Source organism: Streptomyces sp. T12 (assembly GCF_028736035.1).
Taxonomy (GTDB): Bacteria; Actinomycetota; Actinomycetes; order Streptomycetales; family Streptomycetaceae; genus Streptomyces.
In genome coordinates this window covers 10,413,158-10,427,162 of sequence record NZ_CP117866.1, presented here as the reverse complement: position 1 = coordinate 10,427,162, position 14,005 = coordinate 10,413,158, and the positions used below count along the sequence as shown (strand labels likewise).

Below are 14,005 nucleotides of genomic sequence, written 5' to 3'. Positions count from 1 at the left end.
AGAATCCTGTTCAGAGGATCGCGTTTCTGCGGTCCGTGGAGATCCGGCGCGCCGACCCGTATATCCAGCGATGCGTCCGTGAGCTGGCCCGACTCGGCATCGAGAGCTGCCTGTTCCACACGCACGGCACGGCGGACGAAGGGGACTTCCCCGGCGAGCGCCGCCGCCTCGACGCCGCCGTCACCCCCGCCGAACTCGCCCGGGAGGTCGCCGAGTGGGGCGCGGACGCCGCCGTCTCCATCTCCCTGCCCTGCGAGAACGCACTACGGGACGCCACCGTCAAGGAACTCCTCGACGCCCAGGGCATCCCCACGGTCATGACCCCGCTGCCGTCGACCCTGGCCCTGTGCGACAAGTGGGAGACCAAGCGACTCCTCCTCCGCGCGGGCCTGGACACCCCGCGCGGCGTCAAGGTCGACTCCGATCTGCTCGCCGGGCGCGGCGTGGCGTTCCCCGCCTACGCGGACGCCCTGCGTGTATCCGCCGACGGCATCGGCTACCCGCTCCTGTCCAAGCCGTTGTGGGACTCCACCAGCATGGGGATCAGGGCCCTGCCCGACGCCGAGGCCCTTGACGCGTACCTCGCCGATCCGCCCGAGGTGTCGGCGGTGCTCGAGGAGTGCGTCACCGGCGCGCTGTGCTCGGTGGACATCGTGGGCGAGCCCGGCAAGTACCGCGTACTGCCGGTGTGCTGGACGGGCACGGCGGGCACGGAGCCCGTGTTCACCTTCGCCGACCTGCGCTGGTGCGGCCCCAGACCACGGGCCGACGCCGACTTCGCACCCGTCGCGGCCAAGCTGACCGCCCTGTGCGAGGAACTCGGCGTCCAGGGCTCCGTCAACGTCGACATGATCTACACCGGTTCGCGGTACGTGATCCTGGAGATCAACCCGCGCATCGGCGGCGCCACCACCCTGTCCTGCGCCGCCTCCGGCACCAACACCTTCGCCGCCCTGACCGGCATGGCCCGCGGCGACCACACCCCGGCCCCTGTGCGACGTACGGGATGGGCCATCGAGTTCCTCTCCCCCGAGCGCCTGCCGGAGTCCGTGCGTGCTGAGCTGACGGCTCGTCTGAATCTCGTGACCGCCCATGAGTTGGTCATCGACGACACCAGTCACGGCGACATCGTCGTGTTCACCCTCGCCGAGGGCGACGAGCAACAGACCGTCAAGCAACTGGAGGAGCTGCATCGGACAGGGGGCTGGCCGCGTCAGGAGATCCTGGACAAGATCCGAGCCCTGCTCACCCCATGACCGACACCGTCAAGCCACGCCGATCCCGTTTCGGACCCCGCGTGCCCCGGTTGCGTCGTGTGCTCGGACTTCCGGACACGCGCGGCCACGGCCGGTTCATCACCGGCAACCTCATCGACTCCCTCGGCAACGGCATGCTCCTGCCGCTCGGCCTGCTCTACTTCACGACCCTGCGCGATCTGCCCCTCGCTGCGGTCGGAGCGGCCGTCACCGTCGGCCAGTTGACCGCCCTGCCCGTCGTCTTCGTCGCCGGACGCTTCATGGACCGGCGTGGCCCGAAGCACCTCACCGTCACCGCCAACGTCGTCAGCGCCGCCGGGTTTCTCTCCTTCCTCCTCGCCGAGCGTCCCTGGCAGATCGCCGGCGCCTACCTTCTGGTGCAGTCCGGCATCAACGCCTACTACACGGCGCAGCGCACGCTGATCCTGCACGCCGCACCGGCCGCGGAGAGGCGCCGTTGGTTCGCCTTCACTGGCAGCCTGCGCAACATCGGCATCGGCGTCGGGGCGCTGCTGGCGGCCGGCGCGCTCGCCCTGTTCGGCACGAACGCCCTGACGTGGCTCGTCGTCACCGCCGGGCCGCTGTATCTGCTGGCGGCGCTCTGCTTCGCCCGCGTGCCCACGAGCCCTGCGCAGGCGGCGGACAGCGAGAGGTCACCGAGCGAACACCGAGAGGTCGGCAAGAGGCCCGGTGCCGGCGACATGCGCCGCTACCTGCTCCTGGTGGCCTGCAACATCCCCTTCGTCCTGTCCCAGGCCATGCTCTCGGTGCTCATCGCCGTGTACGCCACCGAGACGCTCGGACTGCCCGCCTGGTCCGCGAGCATCCTGCTGGTGGTGAACACCGCGATGGTCGCCACGCTCACCAGCCCGTTGACGGCGCACGCCGCCCCCGAGCAGCCCCAACACACCCTCGCCCTGGGGCAGGTCCTGCTGGTGGGAGCCATGCTCGCGTTCGCCGCGCCCGCGCTGCCCGCGACCGGCATCCCCGCATGGCCCGCACTGGTCACCGCGATCGTCCTGTTCAGCCTGGCCGAGATCTTCTACTCGCCGGCCGTCAGCGAGCTGTCCGTCACGCTCACCCCGACCGCCGCACGCGGCAGCAGGCAGAGCCTGTACCAACTCTCCTGGTCCTCGGGCAACATCGCCGCACCCGCCCTGTTCACCGGCCTCCTCGACGCCCATGCCCTGCTGCCGTGGACCGTCCAGGGCGTGGCGTGCCTCATGGCCCTTGCCGCGGTCCCCGCCCTCAAGTCCCCTGCCCCGCAGGGCGGAAGGAAGCGCACATGAAGACCGAGATCGTCAGCAGCGTCGACGCGGTGCCCGTGGCGGACTGGGACCGGCTCGCGCAGCACGCGGGTGTGTACCTGTCCCACCGCTGGCTCGCCGGCGAGGAGGGCGACCCCACCGCGACGGCCTCGTACGCGCTGATCCGCGACCACGACGGGACCCTCGTCGCGGCCGCACCGCTGTACCTGGTGCACCGCGAACCCAACACCTACTACGAGCCCACGCACCTGCCGCCCGGCACGCAGAAGCCTCGTGTGATCGCAGGCGCCCGGCGCGGCTACCACAACACGCCCTTGACCGCCCCGCACCTTCCCGAGGACCTCGACGCCCACTGCCTGGCCTTGCTCCGCGAGGCGGCACGCGACCACGCCGAGCGGCACGGGACCAGTCACTGGTGGCCCTATCTGACCGAGTCCGCCACGCGACGGCTAGCGCCGCTGTACGGCACGCCCCCACACCGCTTGGAGGACGACGCGACGATTCCACTGCCCGGCGACGGCTTCGACGACTATCTCGCCTCACTGCCGTCCAAGCGCCGCGTCGCGATACGTCACGAACGCGCCGCCTTCGAAGCGGCCGGCCTCGATGTACGCCGCCAACGCCTCGCCGACTGCTACGAGGACGCCGGACGCCTCCTCGCGGCGCTGCAGAAATCCCACGGCCACGGCGACGACACCGACGCCATGACGAGCCTGCTGAGACGGCAGGCCGACGCCATGGGAGACCTCGCCCGCGTGGTCGCCGCCTACGACGGCCCCCTCATGACCGGCTTCTGTCTCTACTACCACCAGGGCAGCACCACATGGCTGCGCGCCGTCGGCATCGACCCCGAACGCCCGGCCCCCTTCGCGTACTTCGCCCTCACCTACTACGCGCCCATCGAGGACGCGTACCGCCATGGCACCACCGCCGTGCACGCCGGGATGAAGGCCATCGAGGCCAAGCGCCTGCGCGGTGCGCGTGTCAGCGGGCTGTACGCCCTGCATGACACGCGCACGGGCGCCTCACCCGCGACGACGACCTCAGCGTCGTACGAGATGGATCCGGTACGTCCGGGTCCGTGACCCGTCCTCGCTGGTCACGGAGACGACCGCCACCGCCCCGCCGGGCTCGTCGAGACGGTCGACGGCGACGGTGGCGTAGGGATCGCGTGTCGTCGCCGTGACGCGGCTTCGGCTCGGGGCGTCGGTGACGACCCGGTAGGTGGCCGTGTCCGGGTCGAAGGAGGGGATCGCCTTTCCGGACACCTCGACGGATGCGGCGGCGGCATCCGAGGAGACCCCGGGGCTCTTGGCGTACACCTCGATCTCGCTCATGGTGAGGTAGCCGCCCTGACGCGCGGTCATGACGACGCGCACCTGTGACGCCGGTCCCGTCTCCAACGGGACGTCGACCACCGGCGTGCCCTCGGTGCCGACCGCCACGGGGTCGCCCGCGTCGACCCACGTACCGGTGCCGGACGCCCGTACCTGCACCTTCAGGCTCTCGGGGAAGGAGGCGCTGCTCCCGTCCCGGTAGAAGTGCGCGACGACCCGGTTCAGGTCACGAGGCTTCGGCAGCGTGAAGGTGACGCTGTCGGAGGGGTTCTTGGTGTTCCCCGGTTTCCAGTTGGACCAGGCCTTCTCGGACAGGTCGCCGTTGCGCAGGCGCTCCGCGGAGTACCCGCTCTCGGTGAAGGTGGCGTCGACCGAGACGCCGTCGTCCGCGGCGATGTTGGTCTCCACCGGTTCCGTGACCTGCACGCGCACGGCCGCGTGGACGGTGTCGCCGCCGACGACCTGGGCGACGCCGCGCAGTGTCACCGTGCCGGTCGCGTCGAACGCCCCGTCGGGGGCCGGGTCCCAGGCCACCGGAAGGTCGGCCCGGCCGCCGTTCCGGCCGACGCCGACGACCGTCGCCGGAAGGTCCGGCGTGCCGCCCACGTAGGTCTTGGCACGTCCAGGAAGGGTCGAGGCAATCGTGTCGACGGTGACGACTGCGAGCGCGGGGACCTTCCGTCCGAGGGCGTCGGTCGCCTCGCCCCGGACCCGCACCGTGCCCGGATCGCGCCACGTGCGGTCCGGCGGAAGGTTCCACACGACGGGGAGCGCGCCCCGGGCGCCGTCCCGGAACACCGGCGTCACCGTCGTCGGCAGCTCGGGCCGCAGGCCGGGGACGGTGAACGCCTCGGCCCGAGCGGTGCGCAGCACGGTCTCGTCGGTCACGGTCCAGCGCTGGTTCGCCGCCGAGGTCGGGGTGTACGTGGACACCTTGGCGCCGTCCGCGGTCGACTGCCCGGCGACGTCGGCCAGGCGGCCGGTGGCGGCGTTCACGAACGTCCATGTGCCGTCGCCGGTCGTCGACATGATCCACTGCGCGGCCTCGGGGACCGGGCCGCTTTCCGGCTCCTCCAGGACGGCTTGATCGTCGCGTACGGCGAGCCGCTTGCCGGTCTTGGCGCTGGTGAGGGCGTAGCGCTCGCGGTTGTCGGTGCCGGGCGTCAACTGCCGTACGGACCAGAGCTGTTCCGCGCTTTCGGCGTCGGTCGTACGGATGACGACGCCGTTGCCGTCGTCCGACGGCGCCAACGACTTGCCGCTCTGGGCGCCCTGGAGCCGGTAGACATGCCCGGGCTGCACGAGAGCGGCATCGCGCGCCACGCCACCGACGCCCTCGACCAGGAAGGTCGTGACCGACTTGGCGGGGACGGTGAGCGTGGCGGACCGGTCGGTCACCCGGACCGGGGTGCCGCGCACCAGGGCGCCGTCGCTGCTCGTGACCACGGGAGTGACGGTGGCCCGCGGCGCGACCTTGCCGAAGCGCGAGAGATCGAGGGTCACCGAGCGCGCGGAGGTGCTGCCGTTCACATGCACCACGGTCGCCGTACGGCCGTTCTGCTGCACCGCGGCGACGCTCGACGGGTCGTCGGCCTTCACGAAGTGATCGCCGGGACGGATGTAGTGGGTGAAGTTGCGGATGGTGTGGAACTTGGAGTTGGCCCGGACCGGACAGGTCTCCAGGGTGTCCTCGGCCGTGCAGTTGAACGGCACGTGGATGCTGCCCCAGTTCTTGCCGGCCGCGGCCTGCGGGATGGCGTCCTCGATCGGCTGCCAGAACACCCAGGCCGAGGGCTCCAGTTCACGCATGTCGTCGACCATCCGGGTGGCGATGCCGAGTCCCGGTTCCATGCCGGTGAAGTCGGTGCCGGTACCCCAGGTGCCCTCGACCTCGCTCATCCACAGCTTCTTGTCCGCGCCCTTGGCGATGTCGCGTGCGCTGGTGCGCTGGCCCGTGCCGTAGGTGTGCACGTTGAGCTGGTCGACGGCGGCGCGGGCGGGGGTGCCGTAGGCGTTCCAGTTCTGGGTGAAGATGCCGGGGTTGGTCTCGTCCATCGCGGAGATCTCCGCGCCGGTCCGGGCGCCGTCGAGCGCCTTGTCCAGCGCGAGGACGACCTTCTGCTGGAGTTCCGGGCCCGCGTGCGCACCCTCCTGACGCCCGCCCGTGGGCCGGCCGTCCGCTCCGATCTGGGTGCCCCAGTAGGGCGTGTTGGGCTCGTTGAGCGGGTCGACGGTGTCGAACTCGATGCCGTGCGCCTGCTCCAGACGCTCACTCACCCGCACCAGGTAGGTGGCGAAGTCGTCCACGCGGTCGGCGCGGATCTGGTCGGCGCTCGCGTCGAAGCCGCCGGAAACGTAACCGCTCACCGTCTGGAACCAGGGCGGTGAGTTGCTGAACGCCTCCCAGCGGGTGACCTTGTCCTTGATCTGGTCCACCCACCAGCGCTGGCCGGCGTCGGCGTCCCAGTTCCAGTGGTCCGGGTTGTTCGGGTCCCACCAGTCCATGTCCTTCTGGGTGGTCCCCTCGGGGGCCTTCCAGAAGCCTTCCATGGTGGCGCCCGCCTTCATGTAGTCCTTGCGGACGTCGGGGGCGTTGCCACCGCCGATGTTGTACCGGGCGATGTTGAGGCGGAGACCGTCCGCACCGAACAGCATGTCCACGAGCCGTCTTCGGATGGGCTCCGGGTAGCCGCCCGTCGCGTTGGCGAACCAGACGAGGCTCGTGCCCCAGCCCTCGAACTCCTGCTGCTGGTAGGAGGGGTCGATCCGCACGGTGACCGCGCTCCGCGGTGCCGGGTCCGCCGCGCTCGCCACCGGCGCGGCGGCTACGAGACTCGCGCCGAGCACCAGAGGAACCGTCGACGCCAAGGCCCGGACGATGCGATGCCGTTGGGGCACGGCACTCCCTTCCACAACACAGAGCTGAACAGAACCGAACAGAAGGAATCGCGCTCAGGGAATGCTCGGGGACGGTAATGAACTCGTCAAGATGGCGGACGAGTTGGGGTCGCACGTGGGGGTTCGGCGACGTCATTGACATGCCCAAGGCATCTGATTAATCTCCGGGAAACCTGAGAAAGCGCTTTCCGCCTACTTGGCCGGCTGCCGTACCCGTCCGTGTTTTCGCACGACCGAACAAGATCCGCCCCTCGCCCCGGGAGGAACAGCATGAGGTCGTCGTCACGCGCCGCACGCGGCGTCCCCGCTCTCACGCTCGCCCTGTTGCTCTGCACGATCACGATGCCGTCCGGCACCGCCGCCGAGAACAGGCCGGCACCTTTGGCGGAGACCTCCCCCACCGGCTTCGCCGCCGTCGACGCGCTCGGCCAGCACGGCACCACCGGCGGAGCCGGCGGCCCGACCGTGACCGCCACCACCACCGAGCAGTTCCTGGAGTACATCGACACGACCGGCCCGCTGGTCATCCGGGTCCAGGGCACCATCGACATCACCAGCAAGCAGGGCGTACGGCCCGACAAGACCATCGTCGGAGTCGGCTCCTCGGCCGTCATCAACGGCGGCGGCCTGGACTTCTACCGCTCCCACAACGTCATCGTGCGGAACATCAGGTTCACCGCCGCCGAGGACGACGCCGTCAACGTCGGCCAGGAGTCGCACCACATCTGGATCGACCACAACGAGTTCGTCGCCCCGGTCGACGGGGCGGTCGACATCGTGCGCGGCTCCCAGTACGTCACCGTGTCCTGGAACTGGTTCAACAAGACCGACAAGAGCATGCTGCTCGGTCACTCCGACGCCAACAGCGGCCAGGACACGGGCAAGTTGAAGGTCTCCATCCACCACAACTTCTTCGACGGGTCGCGACAGCGGCATCCGCGCGTGCGGTTCGGTGAACCGGTGCACGTCTACAACAACTACTACAAGGGCAACGCCCTTTACGGCGTCGCGTCGACCATGAACGCGGGCGTGCTGGTCGAGGGCAACTACTTCGAAGCAGTCCCCCACCCCTGCTACTCGGCCGGCGGCTACGACGAGTCGGGACCGGGTCGGCTGGTCCAGCGCGACAACGCCTTCGCCGGCGCCGGGACCGGTGCCTGCGAGACCAACGGGACGGTGACGGAGCCGCGCACCTACTACGCGTACACGCTGGACCGCGCGACCGACGTGCCCTCCCTCGTCCGGGCCGGGGCGGGCGTCGGGAAGACCGGCACCTGAACGGCTCCGCCCGCATCCTCAGCGGGCCGACAGATCAACCGTCGCCCCCCCCAACACACACGCGACGGCCAACCCCCCACAGGAGGACCCCCGATGAGTTCACGACGAGCCCCGCTGCCCACTCGGCGCACGCCCATACCCTGGCGCACCAAGGCGGTCGTCGCCGCGTTGTCAGCCGCCGTCCTGGCAGGCCCGGGCATCGCGCAGGCCACCGCGCAGACCGCGCCGGGATCTGCGTCGACCTCTGCCTCGCAGGGGCAGGTATCGGCGGCGGCCACCATCACCTGGACCCTCGAACGCGCCGGCAACCCCACCGAGGACCAGCGCACCGCCTACGACCTCATCACCAAGGCCATGAACGCCGCGGTGGCCCGCTACAACAACCTCAGCGACCTCGGCAAGACCATCACCGTCCGCTACGACCCGGGCGTACCCACCGCCGACGGCAACATCAACGGAACCATCCGCTTCGGCAACCGCAGCTACATGAACGAGCGGACCGCACTGCACGAGATCGCCCACACCATCGGCGTGGGGACGAGCTCGGGCTGGTCCCGCCTGGGCGGCAGCGGCACCTGGACCGGTGCCCAGGCCACGGCGCTGGTCAGGCAGTTCGACGGTGCGAGCGCCAAAATCTCCACCGGCGGTGGCCACTTCTGGCCGTACGGCCTGAACTACGACAACGAGTTCTCGAACACCGCGGCCGACCGCCACGTCCAGATCGTCGCCGCGATGGTGCGCGACGGCCTGTGATCCGAGGGGTTGGTGCCCGGGAGTGCCCAGGCCGCCCGGGCGCGGAGACGCGCTCCCGGGCACCAACCCACCCGGCAGATCCCTACGACGTCGAGGAGCTCCGCCCCTCCCAGCGTTACCGGGGCATGCGCGTGCCCGCGCCGCTGACCCGGACCTTCGGGTCTCCGGCGTGCAGGGTCACGGTCAGCACACCCGGCCTGCCCATGTCCTCGCCCTGGTGCAGAGTGAGCACCGACTCCGCGGGCACCAGGGCGAGTTCACGCGCGTACGCCCCGAAGGCGGCGGCTGCGGCGCCGGTGGCCGGGTCCTCCACTACGCCGCCGATCGGGAAGGGGTCGCGGACGTGGAAGACGGTGTCCGCGGCACGCCACACCAGCTGCACGGTCGTCAGGTCCAGTTTCCGCATCAGGGCGGCGAGCCGCTCGAAGTCGTACGAGAGATCGGCGAGCCGTTCCCGGCTGCCGGCCCCCAGCACCAGATGCCGGGCGCCTGCGAAGGCGATGCGGGGCGGCAGCAGCGGGTCGAGGTCCGCCGACGGCCAGCCCAGCGCCGCCAGCGCCTCGGCCAGTTCCTCCGCGGCGATCTCTTCGACACGGGGCTCCACGCTCGTCAATGTCGCCCGGAGCGTGCCGTCCGCCTCAAGGGTGACCGTCACCGGCACCGTACCCGCGCGGGTGGCGAAGACCAGATCGCCCGGACCGATCCGCTCGGCCAAGGCCACGGAGGCGGCGACGGTGGCATGGCCGCAGAAGGGCACCTCCGCCTGAGGGCTGAAGTAACGAATGGTGAAGGCCCGCCCAGGCTCCCCACCCGGTCCCTCCAGTTCCTCCGGCGGACCGGTAAGGAACGCGGACTCGCTGTAACCCAACTTGGCGGCGATCGCCAGCATCTCGGCGTCGTCGAGGCCCGCGGCGTCCAGGACGACGCCCGCCGGGTTGCCGCCGTCCGGGTGGGACGAGAAGGCGGTGTAGTGCAGCACATCGGGGGCGTCGACGGCCCGCTCGTTGATCTCCATGCCGTACGACAACCAGCGCGCCGGCGCACCGATTCCCGGCCGCGGGGCACCGGAGCGACACGGCTTCCGGCCGCGATGCCACAGGATGGGGCCCCGCACGGGGCAGCGCCACGTGATGGACGCGAATGGTCCGTCGACGCGATCTTGCCAGCGCCCGGCGTTTCGTCGACGGGGGTCGTGGCGGTCACGGGGCGAGTACGTGTCTGCCGTTGCACGGGAACATGGCCGAAGCTGATGTGGCGTGCGAGATGTGGAATGTTCAATAATCCGGGACGGCGCTTCCCCACAGCGCCGACAACCGTTTCGAGGCACCCCCACTCCGGCGCAACAGAGCGCCCGGAGCCGAGAATCCGGAGTTCTTCATGCGCCTTCGTCCCGCCCTCCGCCGCACCCGCGTCTCCGCCCTGGCCGCAGGGCTCGCAGCGGCAGGCGCGCTGGCTCTCACGACACCCGCGTCGGCCGCGGCCCAGGCCGATGTCACCGCCACCCTCCGCGTCACGATCACCGACGGGGACTCGGTCATGACCCAGACGGCAGGCGTCTACACCTGCCACAGCGACTTCACCGTCGGCCAGGCGAAGGACATCTCCGTCACCGTGCCCGCCGGCCAGTGGGTCCAGGTCTTCAGCAGTCACGGCTGCTACGACTCCCTCAACATCAGCGGCGCCACCATCGAGACCGACGGACAGGTCATCGACTTCACGCTGTGACGGCCGCTGTCCCCGGGCATGCCGGAAGCCGGCGCAGCACCGGACGGTCGGTCAGTTCTCCTGGAGCACGGAGAGGACGTTCCCGGCGGGGTCGGTGAACCAGGCGATCGCCGCGGGGCCGCCGTTGCCGACCCGGACGATGCCCTTGTCGTCGTGGTCGAATCCGGCGTAGCGCTCAAGGGTCACGCCGCGTCGCTCCAGTTCGCCGACCGCGGCCTCGATGTCGTCCACGGGGAAGTTGAGAATCGTGAACGTGGCGGGGGTGTGCTGTTCCTTGGGGTAGACGAAGACCTGCGCGCCGCTGCCGAGCTTGACGAGCAGCATCCGCATGTCCCCCTCGCCGGTCTCCTCCACCTCAAGGCCGAGAACCTCACCGTAGAACCGGCGGGCCTCGCCGAGGTCGTCGACCGAGAAGCCGCTGAACGCCTGCGATCGTCCGAGCATGCCGTGTGTCTCCTTCACGCGTGAGCCGTCCTGACCTCTCAGGGCACACCACGCGCACCGAAGCCGGACGCACGCCGCGCGGGCGGCGTCCGGATGGTCGTGCGTCCTTCACCCGCACGAAGCGATGCCGCCTCTCAAGCCGTTTCGCCCGGCTTCGCGTTGCGGATGCCGACGCATCAAGTGCAGGTCCTCGCCCCAGGCGTCCAGCACCGCGCCGTGTCCGGCCCGCCGGACCGATGCCTCGACGTGGGCGAAGAGGCGACGCTGTGTGGATGCGTCGCCTGTCTCTGAGATGCGGTCCACGGCGTCGAGCAGCATGCCGGTGTCCCAGCCGGGCAGCGGGAACCGGGCAAGCTCCCACTCCAGGTATTTGTTGTAGGGGCGGGGGCGACGGTCGAGAGCGAAGAGCAGCTCCAGGAGGAACCTGATGCTGTCGGCGGCGTCGAGCCGGGCCGCGAGCGCATGTCCGTCGCGGTCGTTCTTGATCGAGCGGTACAGGGAGTTGGCGTAGGCGTCGAGCCACGCACCCGCGTCCCGGAAGGCTTCGTCGGCGTCGAGCCGTGCCTTGTCGGCCAGGATCTCGGCGATCGTGCCGTCGAGTCGGTCGAGCACGATCCGGGCGCGGGCCAGGGCGTACCGCTCGAAGCCCGGCATTCCGGCGGCGCGGAACTCGTCGAGGGAGACGATGACGAGGTCGAGTTCTGCTGTGCGGTGCCCCGTGAACCGGGTGAGGGTCGTTGCCGCGCCGTCGGCGAGGACGACGTACAAGTCGTGGTCGGAGTGGTCGGTGGTCATGCCGTCGTGGGCCCGGGAGCCTTTGAGGACCAAGCCGACGACGGCTGAATCAGCGGCGGCGAGTTCGATGAAGGCGTCGTAGGTGAGGGGCTGCTGAGCGGTCATTGCGTGATCTCCGGTGGAGTGATGACGGGTATGCCGACCGGGCGGCCCCCTCTGAAGGGGTCGCCCGGGACCGTCTGCGGCGGCGCTCGGCCACCGCCCGGAAGATCAACGCACGTGTGGACTCTATCGCCGGGCCGCCCGAGAGGTCTCGCGTTTGGTCGGCCTTGAGCGCGGTCAGTACACCGAGATCGTGACCGGGCCTCACGCGTCGGTACTGTTCGTCACCGCATGGGCGAGGTGTGGGCCGCGTGGGACCGCGACCTGCGCCCGCGAGGTCGCGCTCAAGCTGCTCGTCCTCGACGACGGCATCGATCCCGATCTGCCCATGCGGTTCGACCGGGAGGGCGTCGCGGCGGCCCAGGTCAACCACCCGAACGTGGCCGCACTGTACGACCGCGGCGTGCACGACGTTTGTGGCCGAAACGCAGTTCCCGATCCCGTAGGGCATACGCCATCCGTGGTTCCGTCACGCGGCGGAAGACCCGCTGGACGACAGGAGCGCACAGCGCGGTCATGACCAGGGCCGCGACCAGTGTGACGGTGAGCTCACCGGCGGGTTGCCGGATCCAGGCGGGGTCGTACCAGCCCCAGTACTTGGCTGCCTGGGCGACGAAGCCGTGCAGCAGGAAGCCGCACAGCGTGCCGGCGCCCAGCACGGTGAACCAGGTCCGGCGCACGGGAACCCAGGCGAGGAAGCAGGCGACCAGGACGACCGAACAGCCGAAGGTGGCCAGTGTCATCACGGGTCCGTACCAGGCGGGCGCGGCGAGTTCCTCGGCGCTGTCGCTGTGGAAGAACCAGGCGTAGTTCATCCGCGGGACCGCCCAGTACGCGACCGCGAGGGCACAGACGAGGGACGGCAGGGCCAGGACGCGCGCCGCACGGCGGCGGACCGGCCGGAAATGCTCCGGCTTCAGCAGCAGGCCGAGCACGAAGTACGGCAGGAACTGCAGGACACGCTGCAGGCCGAGGTCGTCACCGATGGAAGGCGAGAGAGTGGCGAGCATCGCGAGGGCGAGAGCGAGCGGCAGCGGCCACCGCACGAGCCGCCAGAGGGGGGCTGTCAGCCGCCAGATGAACAGCGCCGCCAGGAACCAGGTCAGGTACAGGGGGTCCAGCAGGCTGATCGGCCGGTCGGGATCCTGGCTGGTCCACCGCGTGAAGAGGGTGTACGCCACCTCGAAGACCACATAGGGAAGCGCCACACCGGTCAGCAGGCGTCCGATCTTCCGCGGTTCCGCCTCGAAGCCCCGCGAGAAGTAGCCCGAGATCACGGCGAACGCCGGCATGTGGAAGGCGTACACGAGTAGGTACAGCGTGGTGACGGCCCGGCTTCCCTCCCGCAACGGTTCCCATGCGTGGCCGACCGCCACCAGCACGATCGCCAGGTACTTGGCGTTGTCGAGGAAGGGGTCCCGCTGATCGACCCGTCTCGCTCGCGCTCCTGCGGACGGCAGCGGCTGCTGCTGTCGCTGCGGTGCGCGTGTGACGGTGGGTACGGGTGTGGCGTCGGCGGACATCGCCAGCACCCTAAGCACACCTCCGTACGCCGGTTCAACCGCGCTGTGTGCGAACGCACACGTATGAGCCACCGAGCAGCGACTGCTGACTTCTACATTACTGTAGAAGTTACGGCCGTCCGGTCCGGGCGGCCGCCTAGCCCCCTATCGCGTTTGGAGTTCTCATGGCCCTGTGGGACCGCATCAAGGAGTCCGCATCGACGATGCAGACCCAGCTGGTGGCGAAGAAGAACGACCTCAAGAGCGGCGCCTTCCGCGACGCGAGCATGGCCATGTGCGCGCTCGTCGCCGCCGCCGACGGCACCGTCGACCCTTCCGAGCGGCAGCGTGTGGCCCAACTGATCGCGACCAACGAGGTGTTGCAGAACTTCCCCGCCGACGACCTGCGCCGCCGCTTCGAGGAGAACCTGAACCGGCTCACCGCCGACTTCGACTTCGGCAAGGTGAGCGTGATGCAGGAGATCGCCAAGGCGAAGAAGAAGCCTGCGGAGGCGCGTGCCGTCATCCAGATCGGCATCGTCATCGCAGGCGCCGACGGGGATTTCGACAAGGACGAGCAGGCCGTCGTTCGCGAGGCGTGCTACGCGCTCGACCTTCCGCCGCACGAGTTCGACCTCTGACCGGTC

12 protein-coding genes are annotated in these 14,005 nt (G+C 70.0%); 7 read left to right on the top strand and 5 right to left on the bottom strand.

What is annotated here, in order from left to right; genetic code table 11:
• Window positions 1–35: 35 nt before the first annotated feature.
• From PBV52_RS46775 to PBV52_RS46765, 3 genes are read left to right on the top strand one after another with little or no spacing between them, the layout of a single operon-like run.
• A complete protein-coding gene (locus PBV52_RS46775) occupies window positions 36–1,256 on the top strand; it encodes an ATP-grasp domain-containing protein (RefSeq protein WP_274247836.1) in 1,221 nt (406 codons plus the stop codon).
• Entirely contained in the window at window positions 1,253–2,545 is a 1,293-nt protein-coding gene (locus PBV52_RS46770; RefSeq protein WP_274247834.1) for an MFS transporter, read from the top strand. Before PBV52_RS46775 ends, PBV52_RS46770 begins: the two co-directional genes overlap by 4 nt.
• A complete protein-coding gene (locus PBV52_RS46765) occupies window positions 2,542–3,609 on the top strand; it encodes a peptidogalycan biosysnthesis protein (protein WP_274247832.1) in 1,068 nt (355 codons plus the stop codon). The genes PBV52_RS46770 and PBV52_RS46765 overlap by 4 nt, the downstream gene beginning before the upstream one ends.
• Here the strand turns inward: PBV52_RS46765 and PBV52_RS46760 are convergent.
• Complete coding sequence (locus tag PBV52_RS46760; protein ID WP_274247830.1) at window positions 3,568–6,759, bottom strand: glycoside hydrolase; 3,192 nt, start codon at window positions 6,757–6,759, stop codon at window positions 3,568–3,570. The two genes, PBV52_RS46765 and PBV52_RS46760, sit on opposite strands and share 42 nt — an antisense overlap.
• Before the next feature lie 270 nt (window positions 6,760–7,029).
• Here PBV52_RS46760 and PBV52_RS46755 point away from each other — a divergent pair, with 270 nt between their 5' ends.
• Both PBV52_RS46755 and PBV52_RS46750 read left to right on the top strand, forming a co-directional pair.
• A complete protein-coding gene (locus tag PBV52_RS46755) occupies window positions 7,030–8,037 on the top strand; it encodes a polysaccharide lyase family 1 protein (protein ID WP_274247828.1) in 1,008 nt (335 codons plus the stop codon).
• A gap of 93 nt (window positions 8,038–8,130) precedes the next feature.
• Window positions 8,131–8,790, top strand: coding sequence for a hypothetical protein (locus PBV52_RS46750; RefSeq protein ID WP_274247827.1), 660 nt, complete (start codon window positions 8,131–8,133; stop codon window positions 8,788–8,790).
• A gap of 115 nt (window positions 8,791–8,905) precedes the next feature.
• Here the strand turns inward: PBV52_RS46750 and PBV52_RS46745 are convergent, their stop codons facing one another.
• Window positions 8,906–9,805, bottom strand: coding sequence for a PhzF family phenazine biosynthesis protein (locus PBV52_RS46745; protein WP_274247824.1), 900 nt, complete (start codon window positions 9,803–9,805; stop codon window positions 8,906–8,908).
• 362 nt (window positions 9,806–10,167) lie between these two features.
• Between PBV52_RS46745 and PBV52_RS46740 the strand changes: the two genes are divergently transcribed.
• The gene (locus PBV52_RS46740; RefSeq protein WP_274247822.1) at window positions 10,168–10,515 is read left to right on the top strand and encodes a hypothetical protein; all 348 of its coding nucleotides are present in this window, start codon (window positions 10,168–10,170) and stop codon (window positions 10,513–10,515) included.
• Window positions 10,516–10,566: 51 nt separating this feature from the next.
• On the opposite strand, the gene PBV52_RS46735 is transcribed toward PBV52_RS46740, so the two are convergent.
• The 3 genes from PBV52_RS46735 to PBV52_RS46725 all read right to left on the bottom strand — a co-directional run bounded on the left by PBV52_RS46735 (window position 10,567) and on the right by PBV52_RS46725 (window position 13,379).
• Window positions 10,567–10,959 (bottom strand): VOC family protein, encoded by a 393-nt coding sequence (locus PBV52_RS46735; RefSeq protein WP_274247820.1) that lies wholly within the window; start codon window positions 10,957–10,959, stop codon window positions 10,567–10,569.
• 108 nt (window positions 10,960–11,067) lie between these two features.
• A complete protein-coding gene (locus PBV52_RS46730; RefSeq protein WP_274247818.1) occupies window positions 11,068–11,859 on the bottom strand; it encodes a hypothetical protein in 792 nt (263 codons plus the stop codon).
• Window positions 11,860–12,221: 362 nt separating this feature from the next.
• Entirely contained in the window at window positions 12,222–13,379 is a 1,158-nt protein-coding gene (locus PBV52_RS46725; RefSeq protein ID WP_274247817.1) for an acyltransferase family protein, read from the bottom strand.
• A 164-nt stretch (window positions 13,380–13,543) separates the two neighbouring features.
• Here PBV52_RS46725 and PBV52_RS46720 point away from each other — a divergent pair, with 164 nt between their 5' ends.
• Window positions 13,544–13,999, top strand: coding sequence for a tellurite resistance TerB family protein (locus PBV52_RS46720; RefSeq protein ID WP_274247816.1), 456 nt, complete (start codon window positions 13,544–13,546; stop codon window positions 13,997–13,999).
• The last annotated feature ends 6 nt before the right edge of the window (window positions 14,000–14,005 follow it).